28 protein-coding genes are annotated in these 25,035 nt (G+C 32.3%); 8 read left to right on the top strand and 20 right to left on the bottom strand.

Annotated elements, in window-relative coordinates; translation table 11 throughout:
* Nucleotides 1–73 precede the first annotated feature (73 nt).
* The 4 genes from RH82_RS06065 to RH82_RS18355 all read right to left on the bottom strand — a co-directional run bounded on the left by RH82_RS06065 (nt 74) and on the right by RH82_RS18355 (nt 2,538).
* Nucleotides 74–253 carry a hypothetical protein gene (locus RH82_RS06065; RefSeq protein ID WP_034059070.1) on the bottom strand — a complete coding sequence of 60 codons (180 nt, stop codon included), beginning with the start codon at nt 251–253 and terminating at the stop codon, nt 74–76.
* 385 nt (nt 254–638) lie between these two features.
* Nucleotides 639–1,970, bottom strand: coding sequence for a guanine deaminase (gene guaD, locus RH82_RS06070; RefSeq protein ID WP_034059071.1), 1,332 nt, complete (start codon nt 1,968–1,970; stop codon nt 639–641).
* A gap of 34 nt (nt 1,971–2,004) precedes the next feature.
* Nucleotides 2,005–2,214: a hypothetical protein gene (locus RH82_RS06075; protein ID WP_162182449.1), complete on the bottom strand. Its 210-nt coding sequence runs from the start codon at nt 2,212–2,214 to the stop codon at nt 2,005–2,007.
* Between the two features lie 177 nt (nt 2,215–2,391).
* On the bottom strand, nt 2,392–2,538 hold the full coding sequence (locus tag RH82_RS18355; RefSeq protein ID WP_156112429.1) for a hypothetical protein: 147 nt from the start codon (nt 2,536–2,538) through the stop codon (nt 2,392–2,394).
* Nucleotides 2,539–3,132: 594 nt separating this feature from the next.
* Between RH82_RS18355 and fumC the strand changes: the two genes are divergently transcribed.
* From fumC to RH82_RS06095, 4 genes are all read left to right on the top strand, one after another.
* Complete coding sequence (fumC, locus tag RH82_RS06080; protein ID WP_034059074.1) at nt 3,133–4,530, top strand: class II fumarate hydratase; 1,398 nt, start codon at nt 3,133–3,135, stop codon at nt 4,528–4,530.
* Between the two features lie 147 nt (nt 4,531–4,677).
* The gene (locus RH82_RS06085) at nt 4,678–4,962 is read left to right on the top strand and encodes a hypothetical protein (protein WP_034059076.1); all 285 of its coding nucleotides are present in this window, start codon (nt 4,678–4,680) and stop codon (nt 4,960–4,962) included.
* A gap of 1 nt (nt 4,963) precedes the next feature.
* Entirely contained in the window at nt 4,964–6,199 is a 1,236-nt protein-coding gene (gene hutI / locus RH82_RS06090; protein WP_034059077.1) for an imidazolonepropionase, read from the top strand.
* Nucleotides 6,183–6,752: a hypothetical protein gene (locus RH82_RS06095; protein WP_034059078.1), complete on the top strand. Its 570-nt coding sequence runs from the start codon at nt 6,183–6,185 to the stop codon at nt 6,750–6,752. The genes hutI and RH82_RS06095 overlap by 17 nt, the downstream gene beginning before the upstream one ends.
* Nucleotides 6,753–6,803: 51 nt before the next feature.
* Here the strand turns inward: RH82_RS06095 and RH82_RS06100 are convergent, their stop codons facing one another.
* Nucleotides 6,804–7,712, bottom strand: a complete 909-nt coding sequence (locus RH82_RS06100; protein ID WP_034059079.1) for a hypothetical protein — start codon at nt 7,710–7,712, stop codon at nt 6,804–6,806.
* Between the two features lie 127 nt (nt 7,713–7,839).
* Here RH82_RS06100 and RH82_RS06105 point away from each other — a divergent pair, with 127 nt between their 5' ends.
* Genes RH82_RS06105 through RH82_RS06115 form a run of 3 tightly spaced genes read left to right on the top strand, consistent with a single transcriptional unit; the run spans nt 7,840 to nt 9,612 of the window.
* Nucleotides 7,840–8,844, top strand: coding sequence for a formimidoylglutamase (locus RH82_RS06105; RefSeq protein WP_394330722.1), 1,005 nt, complete (start codon nt 7,840–7,842; stop codon nt 8,842–8,844).
* Between the two features lie 2 nt (nt 8,845–8,846).
* Nucleotides 8,847–9,140 (top strand): hypothetical protein, encoded by a 294-nt coding sequence (locus tag RH82_RS06110; RefSeq protein WP_034059082.1) that lies wholly within the window; start codon nt 8,847–8,849, stop codon nt 9,138–9,140.
* Between the two features lies 1 nt (nt 9,141).
* Nucleotides 9,142–9,612 carry a GNAT family N-acetyltransferase gene (locus tag RH82_RS06115; protein ID WP_034059084.1) on the top strand — a complete coding sequence of 157 codons (471 nt, stop codon included), beginning with the start codon at nt 9,142–9,144 and terminating at the stop codon, nt 9,610–9,612.
* 204 nt (nt 9,613–9,816) lie between these two features.
* Here the strand turns inward: RH82_RS06115 and RH82_RS06120 are convergent, their stop codons facing one another.
* The 10 genes from RH82_RS06120 to RH82_RS06160 all read right to left on the bottom strand — a co-directional run bounded on the left by RH82_RS06120 (nt 9,817) and on the right by RH82_RS06160 (nt 19,763).
* On the bottom strand, nt 9,817–10,035 hold the full coding sequence (locus RH82_RS06120; protein WP_241148013.1) for a GIY-YIG nuclease family protein: 219 nt from the start codon (nt 10,033–10,035) through the stop codon (nt 9,817–9,819).
* Nucleotides 10,007–10,120: a GIY-YIG nuclease family protein gene (locus tag RH82_RS19220; protein WP_394330723.1), complete on the bottom strand. Its 114-nt coding sequence runs from the start codon at nt 10,118–10,120 to the stop codon at nt 10,007–10,009. The genes RH82_RS06120 and RH82_RS19220 overlap by 29 nt, the downstream gene beginning before the upstream one ends.
* 80 nt (nt 10,121–10,200) lie before the next feature.
* The gene (locus RH82_RS06125; protein WP_034059085.1) at nt 10,201–11,949 is read right to left on the bottom strand and encodes a hypothetical protein; all 1,749 of its coding nucleotides are present in this window, start codon (nt 11,947–11,949) and stop codon (nt 10,201–10,203) included.
* 80 nt (nt 11,950–12,029) lie between these two features.
* Nucleotides 12,030–12,557, bottom strand: coding sequence for a hypothetical protein (locus RH82_RS06130; protein WP_034059086.1), 528 nt, complete (start codon nt 12,555–12,557; stop codon nt 12,030–12,032).
* 214 nt (nt 12,558–12,771) lie between these two features.
* The gene (locus RH82_RS18780) at nt 12,772–12,903 is read right to left on the bottom strand and encodes a four helix bundle protein (RefSeq protein ID WP_241148014.1); all 132 of its coding nucleotides are present in this window, start codon (nt 12,901–12,903) and stop codon (nt 12,772–12,774) included.
* Between the two features lie 136 nt (nt 12,904–13,039).
* Nucleotides 13,040–14,275, bottom strand: a complete 1,236-nt coding sequence (locus RH82_RS06140; protein WP_034059087.1) for a DUF6638 family protein — start codon at nt 14,273–14,275, stop codon at nt 13,040–13,042.
* Nucleotides 14,275–14,853: an NUDIX domain-containing protein gene (locus RH82_RS06145; RefSeq protein ID WP_034059089.1), complete on the bottom strand. Its 579-nt coding sequence runs from the start codon at nt 14,851–14,853 to the stop codon at nt 14,275–14,277. Before RH82_RS06145 ends, RH82_RS06140 begins: the two co-directional genes overlap by 1 nt.
* Nucleotides 14,854–14,920: 67 nt before the next feature.
* Complete coding sequence (locus RH82_RS06150; RefSeq protein ID WP_241148015.1) at nt 14,921–16,834, bottom strand: AAA family ATPase; 1,914 nt, start codon at nt 16,832–16,834, stop codon at nt 14,921–14,923.
* A gap of 172 nt (nt 16,835–17,006) precedes the next feature.
* Nucleotides 17,007–18,062 (bottom strand): hypothetical protein, encoded by a 1,056-nt coding sequence (locus tag RH82_RS06155; protein WP_034059090.1) that lies wholly within the window; start codon nt 18,060–18,062, stop codon nt 17,007–17,009.
* A 357-nt stretch (nt 18,063–18,419) separates the two neighbouring features.
* The gene (locus RH82_RS06160) at nt 18,420–19,763 is read right to left on the bottom strand and encodes a hypothetical protein (protein WP_034059092.1); all 1,344 of its coding nucleotides are present in this window, start codon (nt 19,761–19,763) and stop codon (nt 18,420–18,422) included.
* A 302-nt stretch (nt 19,764–20,065) separates the two neighbouring features.
* On the opposite strand from RH82_RS06160, the gene RH82_RS06165 reads away from it, so the two are divergent.
* Nucleotides 20,066–20,839: an MBL fold metallo-hydrolase gene (locus RH82_RS06165; protein WP_034059094.1), complete on the top strand. Its 774-nt coding sequence runs from the start codon at nt 20,066–20,068 to the stop codon at nt 20,837–20,839.
* A 71-nt stretch (nt 20,840–20,910) separates the two neighbouring features.
* Here RH82_RS06165 and ettA read toward each other — a convergent pair whose 3' ends face one another.
* From ettA to RH82_RS06190, 5 genes are all read right to left on the bottom strand, one after another.
* A complete protein-coding gene (gene ettA, locus RH82_RS06170; protein ID WP_034059095.1) occupies nt 20,911–22,602 on the bottom strand; it encodes an energy-dependent translational throttle protein EttA in 1,692 nt (563 codons plus the stop codon).
* A gap of 206 nt (nt 22,603–22,808) precedes the next feature.
* Entirely contained in the window at nt 22,809–22,985 is a 177-nt protein-coding gene (locus RH82_RS18615) for a CAL67264 family membrane protein (RefSeq protein ID WP_164483829.1), read from the bottom strand.
* A gap of 91 nt (nt 22,986–23,076) precedes the next feature.
* Nucleotides 23,077–23,946, bottom strand: a complete 870-nt coding sequence (locus RH82_RS06180) for a pirin family protein (protein ID WP_034059213.1) — start codon at nt 23,944–23,946, stop codon at nt 23,077–23,079.
* A gap of 96 nt (nt 23,947–24,042) precedes the next feature.
* Nucleotides 24,043–24,480, bottom strand: coding sequence for a MarR family winged helix-turn-helix transcriptional regulator (locus tag RH82_RS06185; RefSeq protein WP_034059098.1), 438 nt, complete (start codon nt 24,478–24,480; stop codon nt 24,043–24,045).
* 2 nt (nt 24,481–24,482) lie between these two features.
* Entirely contained in the window at nt 24,483–25,013 is a 531-nt protein-coding gene (locus tag RH82_RS06190) for an NADPH-dependent FMN reductase (RefSeq protein ID WP_034059099.1), read from the bottom strand.
* Between the last annotated feature and the right edge of the window lie 22 nt (nt 25,014–25,035).

Genomic DNA, 25,035 nt, shown 5'->3' on the forward strand with positions numbered 1-25,035 from the left:
TTTTTTTATCTCTTTATTTTTTAATCCAAACTATATAATAGTGAAAGACTAAAACCAGTTCAGTACAAATAAATTAAGCTTGGCTTTCTCGCTTCGCTTTCTTTTCTTCTTTAATTTCGTTAAAACGCTCTAATAAACTTCCGCCAATCCAATAAGGAACAACAAATGTTATTAAAAATATCATTAACCAGAAACCTATAGTTAATATAGTTAAGAATGCTAAAAAGCCTAAATATTGATCGAATTCGAACATAATTGTTTGTGTCTTGTTTTAAATCTTCCACAAAGATAAGTTAAACTCTTTTTTTAAACAATATAAAGTTTAGAATTATTAACAGACTTGTTAACGGAATGGTTTTAATCGTTCGTTTATCTCATTTAAGGACATCTGTGTTAGCATTTCTGCACAACTAAGGAAACCTAAAAGCACAAAACATATGACTACTCTAACATGATTTTTTTCATATTAAAGTATGAACATTTATGTCTATTTTTATTGTAGAACAAATAAACAGTGCTATCGTCTACTCTTTATTATTAATTTAAATCACTAATTATGAGACTACAAAAGCGTTACTCATCCTCATAAGAAACAAGCCCTAGGACCACTTTCAGTACCTGTTTTTGAATCTGCCATATTAATCTAGTTTATAATAGTTGTTTTTAGTATCATATACTTTTTCGCCATTTACATAAGTGGCATGAACGGCTCTATCATCAGCTAAAATCATCTGTACAAAGAGTTTCTCTTCTAAGTCTTTTGCAAACTCCAATCTATAATCTATAATTTCTGTTGACGTTAAATCCCATATGGTAATATCGGCTTCCATACCTTTCTCTAAGCTACCTATTTTATTCTCTAAACCTAGAGACTCGGCTCCTCCGCGTGTCGCTAGAAAATACCCTTGAATTGCCGTCATAGCATTTCCTCTCATTTCAGCAATTTTGTAAGCTTCATTTAATGTTTGCAGTTGACTAAAACTTGTTCCTGCGCCTAAGTCTGTTCCTAAACCAACAGCCACTGGATGCTTTCCTGTTTTTGCCTTTTTTAAATCGAACAAACCTGAGCCTAAAAATAGATTGGAAGTGGGACAATGCGAAATAGAAGCTTCCTTTTTACTCATTGTTTCAAAATCTTCATCTTCGAAATGCACACAATGCCCAAATACAGCTCGTTTTCCCACTAAACCATAATGATCATAGACATCTAAGTACGATTTTCTTTCAGGAAATAGTTCTTTTACCCAAGCCATTTCACCTTCATTTTCGCACAAATGAGTTTGCATAAAGACATCTGGGTATTCGTTAAATAATTTACCAGCCAATTTTAATTGTTCTCTAGTAGACGTTGGTGCAAATCTGGGTGTAATAACATACAGTTGTCTTCCATTATTATGCCATTTTTCGATCAACTCTTTACTATCATTATAACCAGATTCCGCAGTATCTAATATTTCTTCCGGTGCATTTCTATCCATCAATACTTTACCGCACAACATGCGTGTTCCTAGCTTTTCGCTTTCTTCAAAAAAGGCATTTACCGAATCTTTAAAAACGGTACCATAAACCATAGAGGTTGTTGTACCTGCTTTAATGGTTTGTTTTAAAAACATTTTCGCAACGGATCTTGCATGTTCTTTATCTTTAAATTTTGCTTCTGTAGGGAAGGTATAATTCGTTAACCATTCTAATAACTGCTGCCCATATGCACCAATCATTGTAGTTTGTGGATAATGAACATGGGTATCAATAAATCCAGGTGTAATTAAATGACCTGAATAATCGGTTATTTCAAAGCCTTCAGGTATTTGATTTTTTAACACCTCATAGGCTCCAATTTCTGTAATTTCACCTTCCTTTAGAAATACCAAAGCGTCCTTTATAAAATTATAAGAATTATCGTCTCCTTCAACGAAAGGATCTGCATAAAAAGAAAGTGTAGCGCCTCTTAAAATTGTTGTTTTTTTCATTTTTTTGGTTTCATTATTTATCTAAATGTTATAGCTATCTAATTGCTAATCTATATTGTTTAAATTCAAAATCATACTTTGGGCCGGTGAATATTAAGAAAGAAGGTTCAAGACCACGCTCAAAATATAGTCCGTTAGCCACAAATTGCTCGCCTTTAATCCCTAATTCAAATTTATCAATTTTATTAATGAATTCATAAAAGTAAAAATAGCTGGTTTCTGGATCCAATTTTAAGATTCCCAATACTATGTGATTTTTTGTAAAATAATCTACAGAAAGTAACACACCTTGGTATTAAGCGCAAGCTTTCTGTGACCTAAAAACCAACTCCAATAATGGCATCTGCTGCGCCTTGATATACAATAACACTACTTAGTTCGAGCGATAATAACTCTGTTAGACGTGTAGACGTTGTAATTACTAATTCATTTGTACATATTCTGTAACACCTTCTTTTGGCAGTGCTATTCCTGTTGCTTCTTGAATAAGTATATCTGTTGCGTGTTGCACATGGAAGCTAGTATTAAATATTATAAATATAACTAAAGAAATTAAAGTTTTTTTCATGACTAATTTTGTTCTTCAGTCTACCGCGGAGAATACTAAATAGTTTAATGATTTATTAAAAATATTACATAAATATAGTTTTTTTAAGCAAAACAATTTAGTTACTCAAAATTATATCGGTTAGTATTTAGAAATGCCCATTTATAATGGCTTCAACCCTATTGATTCAAATTCGTCTTAACACTATTTGTATTACTTAAATAAAATATTAACGTTTTTTAAATTTATTGTGCTAACCTATAACACGTTGATCTACTCTCTTTATGTTATTACTGTGAGATTAAAATGCAGCACTAAAAATACGATTTCTCCAATTACGTTTATACTATACTTTCCATTTTAATATGTTTTTCAAAAGGTAGTAGCGTATTTTTCTAAAAAAACATCATTGTTTATTGGTAGATCAAAATAAAGTACAATATCTCGCTGATAAGAAATCGTTTCAATGCTATATTTAACGTTAGATGACGTTAGTGTTTTTAAAATAGTAATCGAAACTACAACGTATATTGAGACTAAAACTTATCAACATTCAATCAAAAATTTCAATCAAAATTTCGTAAATTAGCCAACCTAAAACAAACCAAACAATACATGGAATTTAGAATAGAAAAAGACACAATGGGTGACGTAAAAGTGCCTTCAAACAAACTTTGGGGCGCGCAAACGGAACGTTCAAGAAATAATTTTAAAATTGGCTTATCAGCATCTATGCCTTTAGAAGTGGTTTACGGTTTTGCATACCTGAAAAAAGCTGCTGCTTATACAAATACAGAATTAGGCGTTTTAGATTCTGCAAAACGTGATTTAATCGCTCAAGTTTGTGATGAAATTTTAGAGGGCAAGCACGATGACCAATTTCCATTAGTAATCTGGCAAACGGGTTCTGGGACGCAGTCTAATATGAACGTCAATGAAGTTGTGGCTAACAGAGCACATCAAATTGCAGGAAAAGTTGTTGGTGAAGGCGAGAAAACGATTCAACCAAACGACGATGTCAACAAATCGCAATCGTCTAACGATACGTTTCCAACAGGAATGCATATTGCGGCATATAAAAAGATAGTAGAAAACACGATTCCCGGTGTAAAACAATTACGTGATACTTTACAAGCTAAAGTAATCGCTTTTAAAGACGTTGTAAAAATTGGGCGTACACATTTAATGGATGCAACTCCTTTAACATTAGGTCAGGAGTTTTCTGGTTATGTTTCGCAATTAAACCACGGCATAAAAGCTTTAGAAAACACATTACCACATTTATCTGAATTAGCTTTAGGTGGAACTGCTGTTGGCACTGGCTTAAACACACCAAATGGTTACGATGTTTTAGTAGCTAAATACATTGCTAAATTTACCAATTTACCATTTATAACTGCCGAAAATAAGTTTGAAGCTTTAGCTGCACACGATGCTATTGTAGAATCTCATGGTGCACTAAAACAACTCGCTGTTTCGTTAAACAAAATAGCAAACGATATCCGTATGATGGCTTCTGGACCGCGTTCTGGAATTGGTGAAATTATTATTCCAGCAAACGAACCTGGAAGTTCAATTATGCCTGGAAAAGTAAATCCAACACAATGTGAAGCGTTAACTATGGTTTGTGCTCAAGTTATGGGTAACGATGTTGCGGTAACTGTTGGCGGTACACAAGGCCATTATGAGCTTAATGTTTTTAAACCAATGATGGCTGCAAACATTTTACAATCTGCACAGTTAATTGGTGATGCTTGTGTAAGTTTCGAAGAACATTGCGCTGCAGGGATAGAGCCTAATCACGCTATTATTAAAGAATTATTAAATAATTCGTTAATGTTAGTGACTGCTTTAAATACCAAAATCGGGTATTATAAAGCGGCTGAAATAGCAAATACTGCTCATAAAAACGGAACAACCTTAAAAACAGAAGCTGTTAATTTAGGCTATGTAACTGCCGAAGATTATGATGCATGGGTAAAACCAGAAAATATGGTTGGTGGATTGAAGTAACCTAATCCTGCGCAAGCAAAAACCTATAATATAAAAGTGGATGCCTACCTTGACAGGAATTACAACTAGTGTATTAAATTTTAATACTATAAAACCGATTATCTTTTTACTATAATCGGTTTTTTTCATTTTATCTATATTTGGCTTATGATTACCCATTTAAACAATCCTAAAAATAACATTATTGCTATAATTATTGTAGAAATAATCACACTATCTATATCGTTTACAGCAGATTATTCTGGTGCAGGAATGGTAGAGGTTATTTTAAAATGGGTTCCAGCACTCATTGGTATTACGACACTTCTACTCTATTTTGTGTCACGTCTTTTTACAAAAAAATACAATTGGATAATAAGTCTTTTAGGTATTATTATCATGTTTATTGCTGCTTATACGCTTTACATAACCGATTACACACAAACACTATAATATGTCTCTACTCATAAAAAACATAAAAGAATTATTACAAATTAGAGACTCTAATGTTTTAAAAGTTTCTGGTGAAGCAATGAAAACATTGCCAGCACTTAAAAATGGGTATGTATTTATAGAGCACGATACTATTGTGGATTTTGGCAGTATGGAAAACTGTAAATATGATACTGTTGATACTGTTATAGATGCTAGCGGACAAATAGTACTACCAACCTGGTGCGATTCTCATACACACATTGTATATGCAGGACATCGAGAACAGGAATTTGTAGATAGAATAAACGGCTTGTCTTACGCCGAAATAGCCAACAGAGGTGGTGGTATTTTAAATAGTGCAAAAATGCTCGAAAACACTAGCGAAGAAGATTTATACCAACAATCCATTGCGCGTGTAAAAAACGTCATGCAATTGGGTTCTGGTGCTTTAGAAATAAAATCTGGTTATGGCTTATCTACAGAAAACGAGCTAAAAATGCTTCGCGTTATCAAACGGATAAAAAAAGAATTTCCTATAAAGGTAAAAGCAACATTTCTTGGAGCTCATGCCTTACCAAAAGAATATAAAGACAATAAACAAGGGTATTTAGACTTGATAATTAATGAGATGATGCCTAAGATTGCCAAAGAAAACTTGGCTAATTATGTGGATGTTTTTTGTGAAAAAGGCTATTTCTCTTTAGAAGATACAGAACAAATTCTTGTAGCCGCAAAACAATATCATTTAACACCTAAAATTCATGTCAATCAGTTTAATGCTTTTGGCGGTGTTGCCTTGGCAGTAAAATATAAGGCGCTAAGTGTAGATCATTTAGAAGAATTAAACGAAGACGATATTAAAGCACTTAAAGGTAGCGATACCATGCCTGTTGCTTTACCGTCATGTTCTTACTTTTTAAGTATTCCCTATACTCCAGGAAGACAAATTATAGATGCTGGATTACCTCTTGCTTTGGCAACAGATTTTAACCCGGGTTCTACACCTTCTGGAAACATGAATTTTGTTGTAAGTACTGCTTGTATAAAAATGAAGTTAACACCCGAAGAAGCTATTAATGCTGCGACAATAAATGGCGCTTATGCTATGGGAATTAGCAACCTTTACGGAAGTATTACTAAAGGCAAAAAAGCGAACTTAATTATTACTAAAAAAGTACCGAGTTACAATTTCTTACCTTATGCTTTTGGAGATAATAATATCGATAAAGTGATCATAAATGGTGAACAGATTTAATTTTAATATTGAAAGCAATTTCCCATGTTCTTCACTTTGTAAAGCGAATGGCATAAACGATTTTGTAGCACTTAGCAATCATATTAAAAACTTGCCTTATGGAAGGACTAAGAGTCGAAGTAATTATACTTCAGTATTACTCGAGCACAAAGGAACGTGCTCCACAAAACATGCTTTTTTAAAACAAGTCGCTATTGAAAACAATAAGAATAGTGTTCAACTTTGTATAGGTATTTATAAAATGAATAACGCCAATACAAAAGGCGTTGGTAGTATTTTAGAACGTTATACTTTAGATTATATTCCCGAAGCGCACACGTATTTAAAAATAAATGAAAGTATTATAGATATCACTAGAACAACTATTTCTGATGCTTCTTTTGAAAATTCTTTACTTACTGAAACCAAAATTCTTCCCAACAACATTGGAGATTTTAAAATACAACTACATCAAAACTATTTAAAACAATGGGTTTTAGACCACAATATAACTTATAGTTTTGAAGATATTTGGAACATTCGCGAGCAGTGTATTACTGCCATAAGTACATAAAAAAAGCTGAAATTTTAAATATTCAGGCTTTTTTTTATGCATAATTAATTCTTAGCGCATGGAGAAAACAGCACTTGTTACTAATTCTTTTCCATTAAAAACGTTTACTTTATACAGTCCTTTTTCAAAATCGTCTTTCTTATTTTTCTTTGAAATGTATTCGCAAATTGGTAAACTTTGATTTTCATAATTAAACTTACTAATCAAACTATAGTTTAAAATTTCTTCGCCAAAAACAACTTGCGCATTAGAACCTAAAACATTGTTTTTAGGATCTATAACTTGTACAAACAATTCCTTATCTCCAACTTCAACCAATTTGTTCTTGGCCACAGTAAAACATACTCTAATTTTATCGCTACGACCTGCACGTTCTGTTGGAATGAGTTTTCCAGAAGAGCGCTCAATTACACCAGAAACAGTCATACTGTTTGCAGACAATACCGACGCACTTTCAACCACATCTGCTAAAGCAGTATTTTTTTCTAAAAGCGAATCTGAATACATACGAAGTGAATCTGCATAAATATCACGATCCTCTAATTGAATTTTTGTGCTATCTAAACTTATAGCAAGCATTTGGTTTTCTACTTTTAGCTTATCATTTTCAGATAAAATAATATCCATTTCCTCTTGTAATGCTATATATTTACTTTTGTATTTCAATAAACTTTTCACATTAGTTTCAGATACTTTTAAAGCATCTATTAAATCCTGAGTGCGTGCTTTAGCTTCAATTAAATTTTGGTTAACAACATCGTTTTCATCCATTGCAACATCATATTGTGCAATCATTTGGTTTAATTCTGTTAAAACCTTAGTCTTTTCTTCAACTAAATCATTTTTTACTTTATTACTCTCTTGTATCGAAGAGAATGAATAAATAGCCAATGCCATTAATAAAGCGATTGCAATTCCTAATGCAATTTTTAAGCCTTTGTTTGCTGTGTTATTTGTCATAATTATTTTATTTTTAAGAGTTCAAATATATTTATTTATTTTTGTTAGAATACATTTTATTTACTTTTAAAACATTAATTTTAGTCTTTTAAACGCATGAATAAACGTTATGAATAAACTTGTGTTAATGTCCAAATCTAAAATTGAAGAACTTGTAGTTACACGTTCTGGAGAATCTAAATTTGGAGAGCAAATTATTATATTACCATCACTTACAAACATATACGACGACTTAATAAATTTAGACGTTAAGCATGTATTAATCGGTATCCCTGAAGCTGTTGGCGTTTTTGCAAACTACGGAAAATCAGGAGCTTCCAAAGCTTGGGATGCTACAATTAAAATTTTGTTAAATACACAAAATAATCATCTTAATCGTCCAGAACAATTATTGATCTTAGGCCATTTAGATTTTTCTGAAGCACAAAAACAACTTTCGAAATGGGATCAAAACAATGAGAAACACATTAAAAAAGCTAGAGCTTTAGTCTCGGAAATAGATAAAGAAGTTAGTGATGTTATTTACAATGTTGTTAAAGCTGGTAAAATTCCAATAGTCATTGGAGGAGGACACAATAACGCCTATGGCAATATTAAAGGGTCATCTTTAGCTTTAAACAAGAAAATAAACGTTGTAAATTTCGATGCACATACAGATTTTAGAGCCCTGGAAGGTAGACATAGTGGTAATGGTTTTAGTTACGCTTTCGCGGAAGGATTTTTGAATCGTTATTTCATCTTTGGAATACATAAAAATTACAACTCTCAGAATATTTTAAACGAAGCTTTAAACGCAGACAATAGTATTAAATATAATACTTTTGAGTCTATTGAAGTTCAAAAGATTTATAAATATAAATCTGAAATGAAGAAAGCCTTAAAATATGTATCTCAAGACGCTTTTGGTATAGAAATAGATTGTGATGCTATAGCAAATGTGCCAAGTAGCGCACAAACGCCTTCAGGATTTTCGGTGAATCAAGCCCGACAGTTTGTTCACTTTTTTGGCAGTCATAAAAAAACGAGCTACCTTCATATTTGTGAAGCAGCACCAACAAAAAAAACAGCTACTCAAGTTGGTAAATTGATTACATATTTAATAACAGATTTTATAAGAGCCAATAGTAATTAATTATGGAAAGCAGAATTAAATTTGAAAAAAACAGACTTAAAGCCACTATTATAGTGCTTGCGTATTTCTGTTTTATACTTTTCGTTTACTATTTTAAAATAGAATTTCAATTTATTAGAGTTATTGGCGAGTTATTGACTATTCCTGCGCTTTTAGGACTCGTTTGTCTTCCTATTTGGGCGATAATTGATAGCTTTAGAAAGAAGAACCTAAAACAATCTACTTATATTTTAACTTTATTTATATCTTTAATTACAATGGGAATGCTGTTAATTACTAATTCTTATTCTAGTTAAAATGAGCTTAGACATTATTCCTTTTAATATTGAATTTTCAAAAGACTTTTACAAGTTAAATATTGAGTGGCTTAAAACCTCTTTCTATGTTGAACCTTATGATGAAGAAGTCCTTTCTAATCCAAAAAAGTATATCATTAATAAAGGAGGCTATATCTTTTTTGCAAAACTGAATAATAACATTATTGGAACTTATGCTTTAATGCCATTACCTAAACAAGAGGCTTTCGAATTAACCAAAATGGCTGTTTCTCCAGAATATCGTGGACTTAAAATTGGTCAGCAATTAATAGAACATTGTATTCAATTTGCAAAAGCGGAGGAATTTAATAGGCTACTACTCTATTCTAGTAGAAAGCTTGAAAATGCAATCTATCTCTATAGAAAATTTGGCTTTAAAGAAATTGCTGTTGAAGATAATTGTCCATACAAACGTTGTGATATTAAGATGGAGTATTATTTAGATGATTAAAAATGAATTGTCATTTCGAGAAGAGACGAAGGGACGACGTGGGAATTTCATGAAGCTACTAATACATAACAAACAGATTACCATTTTTCTAATGAAATAATGGCGTAATGACATATCATTATGTTATTATGAAAAACACTAAACTGCGGCGTCATTGCGAGAAGCTTTTTAGCGACTTGACAATCTCATGAAATATCAATATCTCTATTTATCAAAATAAAATAACCAACCATCAGATAAATCTTTCCACTCAGGATTTATTGAATTAATTGGTTTGCCTGTATTCTTTCTGTTTCCTTTCTTTATTTGTAATTCTCTAACTATGGCTTCATCTATAGAATCATATTCTTCACAATACACCAATTTATCACAATTATATTTTGAAGTATATCCTTTAAAAGCTTTTGTTTTGTATTGGTTCAACTCTTTTTATTAAATTAGTTGATGACCCAACATAAATTGTAGTGTTGTTTTTATTACACATAAAATACATATGGGATTTGTGCATTTAAAAACTTAGTTTTGGTTCATAAGATTACCACGCTTTTTTCTATTGAAAAGCTCGTAATTATGAACCAAAACTAAGTTTCACAAACCACTCAAAGAATCTAACTCACGTTTTAAACGCATTCTTTTTTGAGAATTTTTGATACTTTTAATAGAATCTACTTTACGTTGTAGTTCCTCTACAGACAACTCCTTATTGTCTACATTGTCGATTGGGTTGATTGTGATTTTTTTAAGATCATCACCAACAACATCAATAATTTTTGTGTCTTCAACAAAATAGTTACCTATACCTTCGCTAGAACGCCATGCTTCGTTTAATTGGTTATAAATCTCTTTCTCCCAACCACTTGGATGTTTAACATCTATCCAAATCACATCGCGATATTCGCTATCTATTATAGCCAAATCTGGAGTTGCTGCACCATCAAAATTATCTGAACCTTCTCGAATTGCAGAAATTGTTCCTAAGAAAAAGAGTCTTCTACGTCCTGCAATATCTTTAATATAGGGTCTAAATTCTACTGGCTTATTAACAGACCAATCAAATTCTTTACGCGATTCTATTACTTTTAAAGGCATTGCCGAAACACCTGCATAACCTTGTTTCCTTGTTGCATGGTCGTAATAGTATAATATATCTGTTCCATCTGCTGGTACAAAAACACTGTATGTTAAACTTGTACGCTCATCTCCTACTGGCTCTAAACCAAACCAATGGTATAAACCACTGTAAGCGCCAATTTTAGTGTCTTCGAAATTAAAATCTGTTACAAATGGTTGCTGATTCTGGTCGTCTGCTAAATCCGGAATCTTAACTGCTGTTTCCATATTCCAAGGTAATGGATCGCTAAAACCACCTAAGAATTTTAAAGATTCTGCTTGTAGACGAGATACTTTCTCTGCTAATGTATTCTGTTTTGTTAAATATGGAAAGTTCTTCATTTTCTCTGGAGCGATGTATTCTCCTTTTCCAATGGTAATACGCTCTATATAATCTCTAGCATCATGTTCTCCGTTTGCAATAATCATAACACCACCAAAAGATGGATAAGGAAAAAAGAAGCCTTTCCATCGTATTAAACTTACAACTTCGACCCATTGTCCTGTATCGTTTTTCATATAAAACGTATCGCTTGGTTCATAATTTATAAGCATCCACGGATTAAAACGTTGCACAACCGCATTGTAGGTGTTTCGGCTAAATTTAAGCGACTCACCAATAGCAAAGGTTACAGGAATCCTGTTTTCGTTAGAGAAGCGCGGAAATGGCGTTGTACTCGACACAGAAAAAACTTCTTCTGTATTATCTCGCAATCCTTGCCAGTAGTATTTCTCCGTTGGTTGGATTGCCATAGTCCATTTGTTTTCTCCATCTACACGAACTAAATGAGGTAAGGACACATCCTTAGTTTCGCCAACACTCTCATTTCCCATAGAATGGATGTTTTTTAATGGCTGAATACGTTCGTTTTGCGTTAATGGTAACGTACTAATATTAACTTTATTTAAATCGTTAAATACATTATACGTTTTCATATAATCGTATAATTCCATTTTCCATCCAACAAAATATAAAGCTCCAAAAAACACAGCTAATACTGCTAACATAAATATGCGTTTTCCTGTTGAAGCTTGCTTTCTAAAAAGCCTTAGCCCAAAGAAAAGGACTACTCCACATAGTAAAATTATGAATATAAATTTTCTAACAAACAGCAACGCTGGTTGGTAATCGTCTCGCAGGAAGAATAATAATGCAATTACTATTAGACTTACAATGATGACAATCCGCTTTTGTTTTCCGCCTTTATTCCAGTAGTTTTTTATCATAACATTTTCCTGCAAAAGCAGGAATTTCATTAAATTAATTCTAAATTTTATTTGAATTCCTGTTTTCGCAGGAATGACAATTATAAATGTCCTTTATCCTTCAATCGTTGTCTCGCACTCTTTTTCGGAGCTTCAGGCTCTTCTTTTGTTTCTTTTATTGGTTCTTCATCAATTTTGTCATCTCTAGCTTCTAAATCTTTTATAAAATCCTTTCCTTTTTCAACGGTATCTTTTACAACATCTACTAAAGAATCTCCTTTTTCATCTATTACTTCTGAGGATTTAAATACGAAATTTGCTAGGTAGGTTCCTACTAAAGTACCAAATAAACTTGGTGCTATTATTTGTACTAATCCCATATCGAATGGAATTAAAAATTGAATGATTACTATTACTAATAAATACAAGGCTCCCAAATACACTAAGCGCATTAAAAAGGATTGTTGATACAAAAAGCCTTTTTTGCTTCCTATTTTCATCTGTAAATCTTTTGAATAGAATAATGCATTAAAAAACTTATAGACTCTATTGCTCTTAGATTCTCTCCAATAGAGTACTATTCCAAATAAAATTGAACCAATAAATGTAATTATTTCGATTGTTAACATTATTATTAAGTTTGTAGCACGAAGTTTGAAGTTCTCTATTCTTGCTGGTTAATCTTTGATTTTATTTCTAAAAGCAATCATCATATTCATTACGTTGAAACATGCTTCGTACTATTCGTTAAATTTTTATTCTTTTAAATACTTACGTCTATTCGCTTTATGTAAACAAGTTACAACTTCAGCTAAAGAGCGAATGAAATAACCCAAAAACTTTCTATACTCCTTTCTCGATTGCAAAAATAGAACCTTCAGAAATATTTAAAGCAATAGAATCTGTTGCTCGTTTAAGTTGTGATGATAAATTGTAAAGTTCGTCTTTTGGAAATGTTCTAGAAAGAAGGTTCATCTCTTCTCATAAATCCATTCCTTTCTGCTATATAATTAAACCTTCAAACTTAAATTTCATTATTATATATAAATTACAACTGCTCGCTATGTAAAACTTCCTACTTCAAGCTTCTAAACCTATGAGCATAAAAACGCTATATATTGTTACTGATTTCCTGGATTACCCAATCTTTTAAAGAGTCGCTCCAAGTAGTGTACGATTTGTAAAACTGTTCTTTATCGTACCAGTATAAAAATAACACATCTTTTGCAGAAACATTAATTAAAAGCTTCCAAATTAAATCTTGATGTTTAGCGTTTAACGATGAATGTGGTTTGTGTAAAGCTTCAAAAAACTTTAAATCTATAATATCTGCAATTTTATATTGGTTACTTAATTCTAATTTTTCGAGATAACGTTCAACACTCATCACACGCTTTCTATCTTCTATAGGCAGCTTGTTTAAATAACTCTTATTTAATACTTTATCATTTAAGACATCTTTTATTGCATGTTGTGATTCTTTTATCGCTTCAGCAAAAATGAATTTTTTTATACGTTCATAACGTTCGGTTTTCACTTCAATATCAAGATCACATTCAATAATGATATGATCTCGCAGTTTATCCATTAATTCAGGTTGCGAAATGTGATATATCAACACATCGTAAGTGGTGTCTTTAATTGCTTCTTTATGCCACTTTTCATCTTCGAACACTACAATTTCTTTAATAAAATCTCGAAGCACGTAAACACCTCCAAAGGCCTTTGTATAAAACGAATTTGTTGTAATCTGAAGTTCATGTAATTCTAAATCACGATGTCTTAAATCTCCATATTTTTTTGCAGATTCTAATAGTTGTGCATGAATATCTTCATCTATAAAATTATTGCCTTGCTTAAATGTATGCACAAGTTCTAACTGTTTTTTTCTAACGGTATCTAGATTATCTATTAAATGAAAATTGATATTTACTTCGTTATATTTTAAAACATCTAAAGGCTCGTAATAGGCATCAATATTTTGATCGAAATCAATACATATCGCACTATCTCGTGTGATATTATTAATTTTAGCTTCATGAGTTCTAAACACATATTGCATCATTTCACGATCGAAAGTATGAAATGGAACATAAACAGGTTTCCCTTTTTGTAAAGGTGAGATTAATATAGCATGCGGATTCGCCTCTCCATTATTTAGATAATGTAAGTTCTTTTTTTCTTCAGCAATTTCCGGACTCCAACCTTTACCATCTATAGAAAATGTTATTAGTTTGGTTGGCATAAAACCAAGTTTTACTAAACATTTATTATAACGCTCGACCAACTTACCACTAATAGGAATGAGATCGCTTCTGAATAAATTTGCTTGTTTTAGTTTTTGCATTAAATTAAATTATTAATCTGCGCGTATTGCAATAGTATAATGGTTTTAGCATCTTCAATCTCACCAGTTTCAATGCCTTTTAAAGCGGACTCAAATGACACCTCCAAAACTTCGATATCTTCTTGTTCGCTTTCTAATCCTCCTCCTGCACTTACTTTCATTTCAGCACTATATTCTCCAATAAAATAATATAGTTTTTCGGTTAATGCTCCTGGCGAAGAATAAGCTTCAAAAACCTTTTTTACATTTTTTATTCTATAACCAGTTTCTTCTTCAACTTCTCTAATAACACATGTTTCAGGGTTATCTTTATCTAACATCCCAGCACATGTTTCTAATACAAAACCAGATTTAGAGTCGTTTAAAAAAGCTGAAATCCTAAACTGTTTCACCAAAATCACAGTTCCTTTACCCTTATTATATAAAAGAATTGTTGCGCCATCTCCTCGATTATAAGATTCTCTTTTTTTACGAACCCAATCACCAGAACTCATTTTATAATCAAAAGACATTTCACTCAAAGTTGCCCAACCTTTGGACAATGTTTTATCTATTATGTTTTTTATTCTGCTTGCCACCTACATTTTTATTCTAGTAATTAACTCCTCTTTCTTACTATTTCCTTTAGGACATTAGAATTCATATTTAATTACCAAAGCTATCTCTAGCCTTTAAATCAATATTCATTTGGTTGACTCTTGCATCTACTTTACGCTTAAAGTCTGTATCTGCAATAGTAGCCACATTATCCAAATAGCGCACAACTTCTTGTCTTCTAATATCTGAAAAGTTTAATCCCCTCATGTTTTGCTTCATTAATTCCTGAAGCATATTAAATTTTGTGTCGTAATCTTGTTTGAAATAAATCTCAGGCTTATCGAACCAATCTTGTTCTAAATCGAAATCTGTTAAACGTAATGAAATTGCAGATTGAATATTCCTAACATCTCGAGATGAAAAGAATGGAAATATTTTCTGAATTTCTTTATATAAACCTGCATAAAACAGATGGTCATTGGTGTTATGAAGCTTTTCCGCTTTATCGTAAGCCTCTAAAACTCTGGCTTCACTTGGTTTTTCGACACTATTTAAAATGTCTCCCATATTTTTAGCTAAACCTTGATCTTTTAAATATTCGTAGTCTTTAGGACTTGCCATATTAACGAAATCCGGCATTGTTTTATCCAGTTTCCTCCACCACAAATGATCTTGATCTAAAAAATCGTGTTCTGTTCGAGCGCCATCAATTTTAAAACGACCTTGTACACGAGAAATCACAGCTTTATCTAGCATTTCTGGTAAATTGGTGAATAATCCAATAGAACTATTTCCATAGTTTACTGCATAAGCACCTTCAGTATATCTTAGAAAAACACCAATAACTTCTTTTACACCTGCTGAGACACCTTGTGAAGTTCTTTCCTGTAGATTATTCTCTGCATCATCAATAGGAGCAAAAATTAACTTTGAAGGATCTTGCATCGGTTTCATCCACTCTACCATTTTTTCGGCAGAACCACCTTGAAAGGTACTAATTAAAGTATCTGGCATTGGGTGAAATAAAAATGGAATATCTAAATTATCGCAATGTTCTTTTAATCGTGTGGCAATGGCAGCAATAAGCATACTCTTTCCTGTTCCTGGAATTCCGTAGCCCATAAAAACTGGCATAAAACCACCTAGTTCTTGAAACGGATTCTTTTTAGCCTCGAAATCATAACTCAACATGCGTTCTGTTAAACGCCTTGCAAAGTGCTTTGCATCTCGATTTCCTACTATTTGCTCAAACTGAATTTTATTAAATTCTATGCTTTTTGCTGTTCCTGCAAAAACATTGTCCCAACCCGAAATAGCAAACTCACTGTTCTCCAGTTTGTAGGTTCTATCGACAATGGTTTCAGTATATTCTAAGCTACTTTTACGCAACTGAATTTCGTCTATTAAGGCTTCAAAATAAACAACTGTAAAATCGATTACATCTTTATCGCTTTTAATAATATCTGGATGACCTAAATATTTATCAAAATAAAACAAACTACACGCAATACCTTTTAGAGGTGACATTAACGACACTTCAGGAAGTCCAGCAAATTTCTGTTTCATAACAGATAAATCGTCCGATGCCAATGGTTTTAAATTATGTAAAATATTATAAGCCATTGAAAACAACATAAATGCTGTTGCCGTTTGCATTTTACTTTCAAACTCACGCTTTCCGCTAGAATCTAAAGCAGACTTGCGTTCGTATAAGCTTGATAAACCTGAAGCATCGTAATAACTATCTTTTACCCAAATACCTAAAGCAATACCTTCTTGTACTGCAAAAAGCGTCTGATTTAAATGCACAGGGATGGCAATAGAATCTGGTAACAATCGCTTTTTTAAAGCTAAAATGGTTTTAGAAACCGAAGTAATATCATTTGCTCCACTGCCATTATTAGCACGTGACAAATACAGTAATATTGATTCGTCTTTAGCGTCTTTATCTTTATTCTTGGCTCTTGCACCTTGTTCCCATTGTACACTTTTTAAATAACCGCTGGCTTCGTCTCGAAGCATGTCTAGTTCATTTTTTTTATTGGAAATGTTGAATTGTGTTCCATTTATTAGTCTTCAGTTGGCAGTCTTCAGTAGGCAGTATCACTCTGCTTTTCTTACTCTTGCTTTGTTAGTATTCTTTTATTTACACTCCAAATTAACTGCAAACTGCCTACTGCAGACTGCGTACTTTTTATTTCATTTTAAGATCTGCTACTCGAAAAGGTGGTTTTGCCAGCTTATTCATAATTTCAGGATTCTTGTTATATAATAATTGAATGATACGATGTGGTGCAAATACATACTTTTGCTTTACGATATCGCTCCACCTTTGTAACGTTTGCTTAGTAAAGTAACCACCTTCTTTAAATTCACTACCAGAAAAGACTTCGTCTATTTTAAAGGATAAGGCGTAAGATTCTAATGGCACTTCTTTTTTAGCGATACTTTCTAAAATACTATGCGTTAAAATGTTTTCGTCTTTCGCAAAAATATTATGGAATGGTCCTAAATCAATACGTTTTATATGCTTTGGTTTTACATTTTTTAAACGCCTATCTATACCATAAGCCATTGTATCTAATGCCATTTTTCTATCGGCTACATTTTTTAAAGCCTCGTAGATTTCTTCTTTTTCGTCATCAGGATTTTTCCCATCATAATAAAAATACATAAAACAAATGAATGGTCTGTTTAATGAAACATCATAAAAACTCCAACTTATCATGTATTCGGCTTGACTCCCTTTTTCTGCAGTTATAATTTTACCTTGCACAAAACGGTTAAAAATATACTTTTGTTCTACCGAAGTGTAATACACAATTGACGCCGCTTGAAAGAGTTTATCGCGTTTTATGGGTTCTTTTTTATGCATTAATTGCGTTAGAAACTCTTCTTGTAATTCTGAAACGTCTTTTAACTTATTTAAGTAATTATCGCGTAATGATAAGTCGTTATATAGGTAACGAAACTCAAGATAATTAGGGAAACCTGAATCTGTTAAATCGACTTTCATATTATCTTCGTCGTCGTACATGTATTTTACACGCATAGCTTCGATGGAATACAGAAGTAAATCGCTGTATTGCTTAAAATACGTCATCTCTTGTTCGGTACACAGTTTATTGAATTGCACACTAGTAATGAGTTCTTTTAAAGCGAAATCTACTTTTCTATGATAGAACACGTATTGCTCTTTACTATCTAAAACAGCAGAATCTAACGGCGTTACTATGTGGTTTAATGACATTTAAATTAGTTAAAAGTAAAAAGTTAGAAGTGGACAGTTCTTACGATTGTTATACTTATTGTTTGCTCTTGTGTTGATTGATAAACTAAAATTTGCTGAGTTATGTGGAAATTAATACAGAGTGTTTCCATATATTTATACTAAATCACCATTTTAGAAATTGAATTCGCTTATGGTTGAACATAAAAATAATAGCGTATGCGCCAAGGATTACTCATTCAATCTCATTTGATGAATTAGAACTCCTGATTACTTCGCAATTGATATGAAATCCTTTTTGTTTTTCGAAAAGGATATATCGGAAAGCCTGATCTACTTTTGCCATTATAAACAAAAGCAGGTAACTCCATCATTTTTTTAACCTAACAAATCGTCGTCGCTAGACTCTTCCTTTTTTGGAGCTGGGGCAGCGTCACCATCACCTGAAGGCGCGTTTGCATCTGCCGCGTAATAGTCTTCAAACATTTCTTTCATGTCAATTCCATAACGCTCGGCAAAGTTCTTTTGGATATCACTATCCTTTGCACGAATCTCTTGTAAAGCTTCGGCATAACTACCATATACACCTTGCATAACTTTTTCGTGAACTGGAATATTGTCCATCATTTCTTGACGTGCTTTTGCACTTGCTGTATGCATAGATGCTAAAGTCTCTCCAATATGTTCGTCCGTCTTAACACCTAAATGCTCTAAAATAGCTGCAAATTCTTGATCTGTTCTTGCTTTTAAGGCCACAACGTAACCATCGTAATACTTAAGACGTTCGTCTGTATCACTCTTTAATTTCGCACGATGCGTTTGTAAGTTTGAACGTAAAGACGTTAGTACTTTAATCGTTAAATTATGCTTATGTACGAAGCTATCTTTTGATGCTGCAAGCGTTGTATAGGCGTTTTTAAGTCCTTCTAGCTCTTCAACTTTCTGCTCTAATGTTGTCACTTTAGATAATGCCTCTGAATACGCAGGAGATTGTTTATCTGCTACTTCTTCTAAAGCTTGACGTGATTGTTTAAGTAAAGCATATTGCTCCTCTAATTTATCTTCAGTTTCTTTCTTTTTCTCTAATGCTTTTGTATGATTTTTAGACGCTTCTACAATGGCATCTTTAAGCTTTTCTTCTACTTCTTTAATTTCAACTTCACGATTTTTTAAACGTGTAACCGCTGCTTGAGATTTGTAAGAGAGCTCGCTTAAAAGCGTTTGTACATCTGCGCTTTCAATACGTTCTTGAAACATTGCTTTTGCTTTATTATCTGCTCCAGCACGTGTTTTTTCAACTTCTTTTAAAGATTGCTCAGTACTCTTAATTTTACTTTTTCTTCCCCACAGGTTATTCCACCAAGTGTCTGGTTTATTTTGAGCATCTTCTAATTCTATTTTTGCACGTTCTAATGCTTTTTGAGCATCATCGATAACTTTTTGTTCCTTTTCGTTAAGCGAAGAGAAACGTTCGAAAAGGATACCAACTTCGTCTTGATAGTCTGTTAAATCTTTAATAGCATCTAAAAGCGTTGTTCTGTCTTTTTCAGCCATATGTACAACATCGTCTAATGTCGCGTTTAAAATTTTCTGTCGACTTTCTGGATCGTCTTCTTGGGCAAGCTTAGATTTCATGGTATCTATCGCTTTTCCCCAATTAACATCTACTTTTTCGGTTTTCTCTTGTGCGTTAGTTTCTAATAAATCAAAATCGTCAGACATAGGATATATGTGGTTTTAAGGTTCTACATTATTTTTAGCATTCATATTCTTTCTTTTACCTGTAAAATCTACATTTTGCACTCTAGTTTTGTTCTTTTTTATAAACGTTACTACAGTAAAACACTAAACTTTTCGATTTAAAACTAAAAAATTAATATGAATTCAAAAAGCAATTTCGTTAAAAAATATTACTTCTGAAATAAAATCGCATACTTATATGTATTAACTTTTATTTAATTGTTACAATTTTAGATTCTGAAATAAAGAAATTACCTTTGGCGCTTCTAATTAAACCATTAAATATGAAAATAAAACACACCTTTATTATTGCATTATCTCTCTGCATATTAGCATGTAAAAGCGATACAAAAACAGAAAGCATAGACAATAATTCTGAAATTGCTGAATTAAAAATTACACCTATCGAACACGCCACGATGGTTATAGAATATAATGGAAAAACTATTTATGTAGATCCAACAGGCGGTAAGGAAGCTTTTGAAACATTCCCAAAAGCTGATTATGTTTTAATTACTGACATACATAGCGACCACATGCATTTAAACACTATAGAATCTCTAGATTTAAACAGTACTCAGATTATTGCTCCAGAAGCTGTTTATGAATTATTACCAAAAAGTTTTAGATCTAAAACAAATGCTTTAAATAATGGCAGTAAAGCAAAATACGATGTTTTTACCGTAGAAGCGATTCCAATGTATAATTTACGTGAAGAAGCGTTAAAATACCATTCTAAAGGCAGAGGAAATGGTTATGTTTTAACTTTTGGTAAGCAACGTGTTTATATTTCTGGTGATACTGAAGACATTCCTGAAATGCGTAAACTAGAAAACATAGATAAAGCTTTTGTTTGTATGAATTTACCATATACAATGACGATTGAAAGTGCTGTTGATGCTGTTTTAAGTTTTAAACCAAAACAGGTATACCCTTATCATTATCGTGGTACTGAAGGTTATAGTGACGTAAAAACATTTAAGTCTTTAGTGAACAGGAATACTAAAGACATTGAAGTTGTGCAATTAGACTGGTACCCAAATACTAGCGAAAAGTAATTAGCGATTTATATAAACAAAAAAAAGCAGACTTACGTGTCTGCTTTTTTTATACTCTTTAAGTAAACCTATTATCTAATTAGTTTTTTATACTTAATACGTTTTGGCATTAAATCTCCACCAAGGCGTTTCTTTTTATTCTCTTCATATTCACTAAATCCGCCTTCGAAGAAATAAACTTGACTATCGCCTTCAAAAGCTAGAATATGCGTACAAACACGATCTAAAAACCATCTATCGTGACTAATAACTACTGCACAACCTGCAAAGCTCTCAAGACCTTCTTCTAAAGCTCTTAACGTGTTAACATCTAAATCGTTAGTAGGCTCATCTAAAAGCAGGACATTACCTTCTTCTTTAAGCGTCATAGCCAAATGCAAACGGTTACGTTCTCCTCCAGATAAAAGTTCTACCTTTTTATTCTGTTCTCCACCAGAGAAATTAAAACGACTTAAATACGCTCTAGAATTAACTTCTTTCCCTCCCATCATCACCAACTCTTGCTCATCACTAAAGTTTTGCCAAATTGTTTTACTCGGATCGATATTTGAATGTTTTTGATCTACATAGGCAATCTTTGCAGTTTCTCCAACCTTAAATTCACCTTTATCTGAAGTTTCTTCTCCCATTATCATCCTAAAGATGGTCGTTTTACCAGCACCATTTGGGCCAATAATACCTACAATTCCCGCTTGTGGTAGATTGAAGTTTAAATCTTCGTACAATAATTTATCTCCGTAAGCCTTGCTAACGCCAGAAGCTTCAATAACATTAGTTCCTAAACGTGGACCATTTGGAATGTATATCTCTAGTTTTTCGTCAAGTTGCTTTTGATCTTGACTCATTAACTTATCGTAGTTATTTAAACGTGCCTTTTGCTTTGTTTGTCTTCCTTTTGCACCTTGCTTTACCCATTCCAGTTCACGCTCTAAAGTTTTTTGTCTTTTAGAAGCCGTTTTACTTTCTTGCGCTAAGCGTTTAGACTTTTGATCTAACCAAGACGAATAGTTTCCTTTCCAAGGTATACCTTCTCCTCTATCCAATTCTAAAATCCAACCGGCAACATTATCTAAAAAGTATCTATCGTGCGTTACTGCGATTACAGTACCTTTATATTGTGCTAAATGATGCTCTAACCAATGAACAGATTCTGCATCTAAATGGTTAGTAGGCTCATCTAAAAGTAAAACGTCCGGTTCTTGTAATAACAAACGACATAAAGCTACACGACGTCTTTCTCCTCCAGATAATACTGCTATTTTTTTATCTCCATCAGGCGTTCTTAAAGCATCCATTGCTATTTCTAGCTTGGTGTCTAATTCCCAAGCGTTGGCAGCATCTATTTCATCTTGCAAAATAGCTTGTCTCGCCATTAGCTTATCCATCTTATCGGCATCGCTATAAACTTCCTCTAAACCAAATTGATCGTTGATACTGTTATACTCGTCAAGAATAGCAACTGTTTCGGCTGCTCCTTCTCTTACTATTTCCATTACTGTTTTATCTTCATCAAGTTGTGGTTCTTGTTCTAAATAACCAACAGAATAGTCTTGTGAAAAAACAACATCACCTTGATAATTTTTATCTACTCCAGCAATTATTTTTAATAATGTAGATTTACCCGAACCGTTAAGTCCAAGTATTCCAATTTTTGCTCCATAGAAAAAACTTAAGTAAATGTTCTTTAAAACTGGAGTGTTTGCACTTTTATATGTCTTGGTTAAACCAGACATTGAAAATATTATTTTTTTATCGTCAGACATAATATTATTATTTGTTTTGTTATAAAATGTTAAGTTGTTTTAGTAAATGTCATTAACCTCTACCTTATTATTTTTTATTTATAAGTTAACCTTCGCTAGACATTTAAACTCCTACTTTTAATTTGATACTTCTGCGCTATAAAAAATAAAATACTTGCTAGCAAGGTATTTATTTTTATTTTTTATAATCCCACTTTACATTGGGTTTAAACCCTTCCTTTTAAAGCATTAAAAACCCATGCAATAGCAAAAAAACCTACTCCAACAGCTGCAAATCCCCAACCAGCAACTTCGTTATATCTAAAAGCTCCTAAGCCTATTAAACCTAAACCTACTATTATCATTATAGTAGTAGCCCAAGCTAAGACTGTGTTTTTATTCATTGCCATAATTTTATTTTATTTTTTCATATTGAGTCGAATTACAAATATCGGTTTTTTGTATAAAAAAAGCATCCTAAAAGGATGCTTAATTTTAACTCGTAAGAAAACCCATTTTACCCATTTGGTAATCGCGCATGGCTTCCATAATTTCTGTTTGCGTATTCATGACATAAGGCCCATAAGATTTAACCTTTTCATTTAGAGGTGCTCCAGATAAAAACAAGAGTTTACTTTTTGATTTACTTTCAATTGAAAATTGATTTCCATCTTGATTAAATTCTACTAATTGATTTTTATCTTGTATTAAATCTACTGCTCCATTTATACTTACATTTCCTTCTAATAGGTAAACTACTGTTTGATGTGAACTATCAATTGAAATAGTATGCATCCCACCTTCTTCAGTATCAATCAAATAAGCATTTACAGCTGTCTGCGTTGCTATTTTTCCTGTTTGTCCTTCAAAACTACCAGCAACCACTCTAATTTTTATCTTGCTATCTTTAGAAGTTACTACATTAAAATCTTCATGTTTTACATGTTGATAATTAGGTTCTATCATCTTTTTTGATGCTGGTAAATTTAACCATAGTTGAATTCCTTCAAGTGTACCTCCTTTTTCAACAAATTCTTTAGTTGGTCCTTCGGCATGAATAATTCCTCTTCCTGCTGTTGTCCATTGCACATCTCCCGCTTTTACAACACTTTCATTACCAAGTGAATCTCTATGTAATTGTTCGCCTTGAATTAAAAATGTTATGGGTTCAAAACCTCTGTGTGGATGTGGTCCCAAATCGAACGGGTTATTTTTTTTGTCTATAGCATAAGGCCCGTAATGATGCAATAGTATAAATGGATCTACCATATCTATGTCTTGTGTTGGTATGGGTTGACGCAATTGTATCGGTCCCATATTTACAAAATCACTTCTTCCTATATTTTTTATTGTGTTTGTTTTCATTTTAATTGTTATTATATTATTTTCCATGGAAAATAAATGATCAAAAAAATAGTTTAATCTTGCTGTTTTTGAAATTCCTGCTTTCGCAGGAATTTATTATCGCATTTTGTCCAGTAAATCACTTAACTGCTCCGCTTCGGCTTCATTTAAATTAAGAAGTAAATCTTCTCTTTTTGTATTTGAAATATCTTCTAATAATTTTAATCCTTGATTTGTTATTTCAATGTGCACAACTCTTCTGTCGCTTGGACATGGCATGCGCATTATTAGAGTTTTAGCACAAAGTTTGTCCATTAAGCGCGTTGCATTTGGCGCTCTTTCTACCATTCTTTCTTTAATAGTTTGTACTTTTAAAGGTTTTGCCGCTCCTTTTAATATTCTTAAAATATTATATTGTTGAGGCGATATTCCAAAAGGTTTAAAAAATATATTTTGCTTGCTATTTAACCAGTTTGCAGTGTAAATAATATTAAGCTTCGCTTTAATTTTTTTACTTGGAAAAGTAGAATTTATGTCTTTAGAAATATTCCCCATCGTTATAACGCTTCTTGAAATACTGTTACTTTACTTCTTAAACTCGTATTTAATTCTTTGTTTGTAATCTTTCCTTCTGAAAAATTTTCACCAAAAGAAGGCAAAGAAAAATCTTCTACTATATTGCCTCCCATAAACGGAAAACGTCCTTTTGCTATTTCTAAAGCTGTTGCTCCACCTCTTTGACCTGGTGATGTTGCCATTAAAAGCATTGGCTTATCACTCCAAAGTTTACCATCAATTCTAGACATCCAATCAAAAATATTTTTAAAAATCGTAGCGTAAGCTCCATTGTGTTCTGCTAAAGACAAAATTATTCCATCTGAAGCCTTAATTTTATCTAGGAATACTTTTGCTGCATCAGGAATCCCGTTTGCTATTTCATAATCCATACCATAAATTGGTAAGTCAAAATCGTTTAAATCCAAAACTTCAACTTCAACGTTTTTCACTATACTAGAAGCATACGTTGCTAATTGTTTATTTATAGATTGTTTACTATTACTTCCTGCAAATGCTATTATTTTTTTCATATTTATATTATAATTTCATACA

Source organism: Lacinutrix jangbogonensis, assembly GCF_000797445.1.
Lineage (GTDB): Bacteria > Bacteroidota > Bacteroidia > Flavobacteriales > Flavobacteriaceae > Lacinutrix > Lacinutrix jangbogonensis.